This window comes from Streptomyces sp. 8K308 (assembly GCF_004348315.1).
GTDB lineage: Bacteria > Actinomycetota > Actinomycetes > Streptomycetales > Streptomycetaceae > Streptomyces.
On the sequence record NZ_SMKC01000051.1, the window covers coordinates 24,235 to 30,586 of the forward strand.

Consider the following 6,352-nt stretch of genomic DNA (forward strand, 5'->3'; position numbering starts at 1 on the left):
GCCGGCGGGACGGAATCGGGTCACCCTCCACGCCGGCCCGGCCGACAGCTAGCCGCCGACGAGTTCCTCGACGGCGCCGACGTAGCCGATGGCTTCGTCCTGGACCTGGTACATGAAGATCGCCTGCTGGGTGAACTCACCGTTCTCGTCGAACGAGAAGCTCTTGGTCAGGCCCTCGTACTCGGCGCCGGCCAGCGCCTCGTACAGCGACTGGCGGTCGACGCCGCCCTCGGCGTGCAGCGCGTCGATCTGCTCGATGATCATGTTCGCCGCGTCGTAGGACTCGGCGGAGTAGGTGCCGGGCGCCACGCCGAACTCCGCCTCGTAGCGCTCGGCGAAGGCCTGGGTGCCCTCCTCCTGGGTGGCGTCGGTGCACGGGCAGGTCAGGTAGTAGCCCTCGACAGCGCCGCCGGCCAGGTTGATCAGCTCGTCGTCGTTCGAGCCGTCACCGGAGATCACGATCCCGTCGTACCCGGCCTCGCTCAGCCGGGTGGCGAACGGGGCGAGCGCCTCGTAGTAGCCCGCGTAGATCAGGGCGTCGGCGCCGGACTCGACCACGGAACGCGCCGCGTTGCCGTAGTCGACGGTGTCGGCCGGCACGCTCTGCCGCGTGACGGAGAGGCCGGCGTCGTTCAGGTCCGCCTCGGCGACGTCCGCGAGGCCCTCGCCGTAGGGCGAGACGTCGTCGATCACCACGACGCTCTCCACGCCGTCGGTGCCGGCCAGGAAGTCCGCCATCGCCGCGCCCTGGGCGTTGTCGTTGGGGACGGCCCGCAGGAAGGTGCCGAAGTCCTGCTCAGTCAGCGTCGGGTTGGTCGCCGAGGTGGAGACGGCGGCCAGGCCGGCCTGCCCGTAGAGCGGGGCGGAGACGTTGGTCGGGCCGGAGAACGCGGGGCCGACCACCGCCATGACGTCGGTGTCGTCAATCGCGCTCTGCGCGGCCGCGGTGGCCTGCGTTTCCGAGCCCTGGTCATCGGCCGCGAAGTACTCAAGCTCGAAGTCGTAGTCGCCCGACTCGTTGGCTTCGTTGATCGCGAGCTGAATGCCGTTCTGCATATTCTCGCCGAGGCCCACGTTCTGCCCGGAGAGCGGTCCCTGATAAGCGATCTTGTAAGTCGTTCCGCCGCCGCCACCGCCGCCGTCATCGCCACAGGCGGTGAGCACGAGCGCGCCGGCCACGACAGGTATCGCGAACCGCGCGATGGATTTGTTGAGCACTGCCAGAACCCCCTGGAGCGAGCCAGACGTGTGTCGTCACCGCACAGCTCCCATGCGCAAGGCACACCGGTGCGGCGTGCAGCGGAATCTATTGCCCCGTGTGCTGCACGAACACACCACAGCGACAGATGTGATCGCCTCGTGACCTCTGGCACATGCCGGAAACAGAACACGGCTCACCGGTCACCGGACGTTTTACCCAAGATCCACTCATCCTGGAACCCAGTGTTCCCATACGCAAAGAGCGCACCCGGGGGTCGAAACCCCGGGCGCGCTCTGACCCGTAATGTGGCGAATTAACAGGAAGTTAACGCGTGTCCGAACCGTTACCTCTGTTGCTGCTTCTGCCGCTTCTCCTCGGCGTCCTGAATGACCGCCTCCGCCACCTGGTGCATGGAGAGCCTGCGGTCCATCGAGGTCTTCTGGATCCACCGGAAGGCCGCCGGCTCGGTGAGCCCGTACTGCGTCTGCAGCACGCTCTTCGCCCGGTCGACCAGCTTGCGGGTCTCCAGACGCTGGGCGAGGTCGGCGACCTCCTTGGAGAGGCTCTTGAGTTCGTTGAACCGCGAGACCGCGATCTCGATCGCCGGCACCACGTCGCTCTTGCTGAACGGCTTCACCAGGTACGCCATGGCCCCCGCGTCCCGCGCCCGCTCGACGAGGTCGCGCTGCGAGAACGCGGTCAGCATCAGCACCGGCGCGATGGACTCGGAGGCGATCTTCTCGGCCGCCGAGATGCCGTCCATGACCGGCATCTTCACGTCGAGGATCACCAGGTCGGGCCCGAGCTCACGGGCCAGCTCCACGGCCCGCTCGCCGTCCCCGGCCTCGCCGACGACCGTGTACCCCTCCTCCTCCAGCATCTCCTTGAGATCCAGCCGGATCAGGGCCTCGTCCTCGGCGATGACGACGCGGGTGGTGTTCGGCGGGACATGAGCGGTGTCCGCCTCGGCGGCGGTGGCCGGAGTGGTGGGCTCGTCGGGGACGTCGGGGGTGCTCACGATGCTCCTCGTTTCCTGCCTGATGGGGCACTCATGAGAGTACCCATTCGTCACCGCGGCGGCTGAGCCGATAGACTCGCGGGGCGCTCCCCAGCCGGGTTGGTGGAACGGCATACACGGAGGTCTCAAACACCTCTGCCCGTAAGGGCTTGCGGGTTCGAATCCCGCACCCGGCACCCTCTCGTCCCGCTCTTCTCCCACGCCCGTCCGGGGGAACGGTCTCGGCCCACGCCACCCGCGCGTCAGCGCGGGGCGTCGTCCTCGCCCACGTGGTGGATCCGCACCAGGTTGGTGGTGCCCGGGGTGGCCGGCGGGGAGCCCGCCGTCATCACCACGATCTCGCCCTTGCGGCAGCGACCGCTGCTGAGCAGTCGCTCGTCCATCTGCGCGACCATCTCGTCGGTGGTCTGCACGGTGGGCACCAGATGGGTCTCCACGCCCCAGGTCAGGGTCAGTTGGGCGTAGGTGGCGGGGTCGGGCGTGAACGCGACCACGGGGATCGGCGAGCGGTAGCGGGCCAGCCGGCGGGCCGTGTCACCGCTCTGGGTGAAGGCGACCAGCAGCTTCGCGTCGAGGAAGTCGCCGACCTCGGCGGCGGCGCGGGCCACCGCGCCGCCCTGGGTCCTCGGCTTGGTGGACTCGGTCAGCGGCGGCAGGCCGCGGGAGAGCATCTCGTCCTCGGCGGCGGCCACGATGCGGCTCATGGTGCGGACCGTCTCGACCGGATAGCGGCCGACGCTGGTCTCGCCCGAGAGCATCACCGCGTCGGTGCCGTCCATCACGGCGTTGGCCACGTCCGACGCCTCGGCGCGGGTGGGCCGGGAGGACTCGATCATCGAGTCGAGCATCTGGGTCGCGACGATCACCGGCTTGGCGTTGCGCCGGGCCAGCGCGACGGCCCGCTTCTGCACCAACGGCACGGACTCCAGGGGCACTTCGACGCCCAGGTCGCCTCGGGCGACCATGATCCCGTCGAAGGCGTCGACGATGTCCCTGAGGTTCTCCTCGGCCTGCGGCTTCTCGATCTTGGCGATGACGGGGAGGAACCGCCCCTCCTCGGCCATCACCCGGTGCACGTCCTTGATGTCGTCGCCGCCGCGCACGAAGGAGAGGGCGATGACGTCCACGCCGGTGCGCAGCGCCCAGCGGAGGTCCTCGACGTCCTTGCCCGAGAGGGCGGGGACGGAGACCGCGACACCCGGGAGGTTGAGGCCCTTGTGGTCCGAGACCAGACCCCCCTCGACCACGACGGTGCGCACCTCGGGCCCCTCGACCGCGGTCACCTCGAGCGCGACCCGACCGTCGTCGACGAGAATGCGCTCGCCGGCGGAGACGTCGGCGGCGAGGCCGGGATAGGTGGTGCCGCAGCGGTTGGGGCCTCCGGCCACGTCCTCCGTGGTGATGGTGAATTCGTCGCCCGTCTCCAGGAGGACGGGGCCGTCCCTGAAGCTGCCGAGCCGGATCTTGGGACCCTGGAGATCCGCGAGAATTCCGACGCTACGCCCCATTTCCTCAGCGGCGCGGCGGACCCGCTGGTAGCGCAGCTCGTGCTCTCGATGGGCGCCATGGCTGAGGTTGAGCCGCGCCACATCCATTCCGGCCTCGACAAGCGCCACGATGCGCTCATATGAGTCGGTAGCTGGCCCAAGTGTGCAAACGATTTTTGCTCGGCGCATAGGCCAACTGTAGGAGTTACCGATGAGTAGAGGGCTATCCGAAAGTGACCAGGCGACGGCCGGGTTTTGAAGAGGAGACTGACAACTCACGGAATGAGCAAGACCTCGCTCTTTTGAGCTCCGCTTTATGGGTAACTCATCTCGCCTAACGAAAAGGAGAGTGCCCTCTCCCTCGGGTCGCAAACTCCGGAGTGCGCCGGCGCTCGGCGTCGGCGCGCAGCCCGAAGGTGGTGAACGCCGCCCGATCGGGCAACGAGTAGCAGCGCTCGCCGGTCAGCGCGTTCAGGATGACGGCGCTGCGGTACGCGAGCAGCCCGAGGTCCGGCGCGCCGACGCCGTGCGTGTGCCGCTCGGCGTTGAGCACGAAGATCGACCCGGTGATGGCGGGGTCCAGGTCGAGCCGGTAGTCGGGGTGAATCCGCGGCCGGCCCGCCGCGTCGCGGCGCAGCGCCTGGTCGAGGGCGGGCAGCAACGGGTCGAGCGACCGCTCCCGGTAGCCAGTGGCCAGCACCAGGGCGCCGGTGGTGAGCCGGGAGCGCTCGCCCTGCTCCTCGTGCTCCAGGTGCAGCTCGATCTGGGAGGTGCCGAGCCGACCGGCGGTGCGGACGCTGACGCCGGGGGTGAGCACGACGTCCGGCCAACTCCCCCGCACCGAACGACGGTAGAGCTCGTCGTGGATGGCGGCGAGCGTCTCGTGGTCGATCGCCCGGTGCAACTGCCACTGCCGGCCCACCAGTTCGTCCCGCGTGGGTTCCGGGAGCTCGTAGAAGTAGCGTGCGTAGTCGGGCGTGAAGTGTTCGAGCCCGAGCCGGCTGTACTCCATCGGCGCGAACGCCGGCGTGCGGCTGAGCCAGTGCAGCCGCTCGCGCCCCTCCGGGCGACGGCGCAGCAGGTCGAGGAAGACCTCGGCCCCCGACTGCCCCGAGCCGACGACGGTGACGTGGTCGGCGGCGAGCAAGCGGTCGCGGTGGGCGAGGTAGTCGGCGGAGTGGATCACCGGGATGGTGGTGATCTCGGCCAACGGGCGCAGCGGCTTGGGGATGTGGGGCGCGGTGCCGACGCCGATGGCGATGTTGCGGGCGTGGGCCCGGCCGACGGCCTCCGCTTCGCCCTGCGGGCCGAGGCGGGTGAAGTCCAGGTCGAAGACGGCGTTCTCCGCGTTCCAGCGGATGGCGTCGACCTGGTGACCGAAGTTCAGGCCGGGGAGCTGGCGGGTGACCCAGCGGCAGTAGGCGTCGTACTCGGTGCGGTGGCTGTGGAAGCGCTCGGCGAAGTAGAAGGGGTAGAGGCGCTGTTGGTGCCGCAGGTAGTTGAGGAAGCTCCAGGCGTTGGTGGGGTCGGCGAGCGTCACCAGATCGGCCAGGAACGGGACTTGGAGGGTGGTGCCCTCGATCAGCAGCCCGGGGTGCCACTGGAAGTCGGGGCGCCGCTCGTACCAGGCGCCGCGCAGCCCCGGGATGGGGTAGCTCAGGGCGGCCAGCGACAGGTTGGCGGGGCCGATGCCGATGCCCGCGAGGTCGAGCGGGGCTTCGGTGTCATTGGTGGTCATCGCCGGGGTCCTTCTGGGTCGTGCCGTTGGTGCCGTGAGTGGTGGGCCGCGTCGTCCGTGCCGTCGTGCTGGTCGAGAACGAGCTTGATCACCGCGGCCAGGTCGCTGTGGTGGACGTGGGGGTTGAGCAGGGTCGCCTTGAGCCAGAGGGCCGGGGCACCGCCGCCGGGGCGGCGGGTGGTGGCGCGGCCGAGGACGGCGCGACCGTCGACGAGCAGCCGGCGCCTGACGGCCGCGACCTGGGCGTCGGTCGCGCCGAGGGGCCGGAACAGCACGGTGCTGATGGTCGGTCGGGAGTGCAACTCCAGCCGGGGCTCGGCGGCGATCAGCTCGGCGAGGTCGGCCGCCGCGGCGCAGACGCGGTCGACGAGGACCGCCAGGCCCGCTCGGCCGAGGGCGCGTAACGTCACCGCGATCTTCAGGACGTCGGGTCGCCGGGTGGTGCGCGGAGAGCGGCCGAGGAGGTCGGGCAGCCCCGCCTCGGTGTCGTCCTCGGCGTTGAGGTAGTCGGCGCGCTGCCCGAGGGGGGCGAGGGCGGCCGCGTCGGGCACGGTGAGCACCCCGGCGGCGACGGGCTGCCAGCCGAGCTTGTGCAGGTCGAGGCCGACGGTGTCGGCGCGGTCGAGGCCGGCGAGCAGGTGCCGGTGGGTGGGGCTGAGGAGGAGGGGGCCGCCGTAGGCCGCGTCGACGTGCAGGCTGACGGGCCGCCCGCCGTGCCGCGCGGCGGCGACGGCGTCGGCGAGGGCGGGCAGCGGGTCGACGGCGCCGCTGTCGGTGGTGCCGGCGGTGGCCACCACGAGCGCGGGCGAAGGGCCGGTGGGGACGCAGGCCAGGGCGTCGATCCCGAGCAGCGCGTCCGCCACTGCGGCCGGGTCGAGGATGCCGGCGGGGGTGGGCAGCACCTGGGG

The 6,352-nt window shown here is 70.4% G+C and carries 5 protein-coding genes and 1 tRNA gene; 1 reads left to right on the top strand and 5 read right to left on the bottom strand.

The features are described 5' to 3' along the window. Positions 1-48 precede the first annotated feature (48 nt). Positions 49-1,218 carry a branched-chain amino acid ABC transporter substrate-binding protein gene (locus E1265_RS10690; protein ID WP_132930020.1) on the bottom strand — a complete coding sequence of 390 codons (1,170 nt, stop codon included), beginning with the start codon at positions 1,216-1,218 and terminating at the stop codon, positions 49-51. Between the two features lie 326 nt (positions 1,219-1,544). Further along, positions 1,545-2,219, bottom strand: coding sequence for a response regulator (locus E1265_RS10695; RefSeq protein WP_132930021.1), 675 nt, complete (start codon positions 2,217-2,219; stop codon positions 1,545-1,547). A 93-nt stretch (positions 2,220-2,312) separates the two neighbouring features. Here E1265_RS10695 and E1265_RS10700 point away from each other — a divergent pair. Then, positions 2,313-2,395 (top strand) — tRNA-Leu (locus E1265_RS10700). 66 nt (positions 2,396-2,461) lie between these two features. On the opposite strand, the gene pyk is transcribed toward E1265_RS10700, so the two are convergent. The 3 genes from pyk to E1265_RS10715 all read right to left on the bottom strand — a co-directional run. Further along, positions 2,462-3,895, bottom strand: a complete 1,434-nt coding sequence (gene pyk / locus E1265_RS10705) for a pyruvate kinase (protein WP_132930022.1) — start codon at positions 3,893-3,895, stop codon at positions 2,462-2,464. Positions 3,896-4,040: 145 nt separating this feature from the next. Continuing rightward, positions 4,041-5,444: a SidA/IucD/PvdA family monooxygenase gene (locus E1265_RS10710; protein ID WP_132930023.1), complete on the bottom strand. Its 1,404-nt coding sequence runs from the start codon at positions 5,442-5,444 to the stop codon at positions 4,041-4,043. Beyond that, positions 5,441-6,352, bottom strand: a 912-nt coding sequence (locus tag E1265_RS10715) for a pyridoxal-dependent decarboxylase (protein WP_243740683.1), incomplete at its 5' end; no start/stop codon positions are given. The genes E1265_RS10715 and E1265_RS10710, both read right to left, overlap by 4 nt.

Coding starts and splice junctions, on each gene's coding strand:
- pyk (WP_132930022.1), bottom strand. CDS start 3,895: ATGCGCCGAGCAAAAATCGTTTGCACACTTGGGCCAGCTACCGACTCA.
- E1265_RS10710 (WP_132930023.1), bottom strand. CDS start 5,444: ATGACCACCAATGACACCGAAGCCCCGCTCGACCTCGCGGGCATCGGC.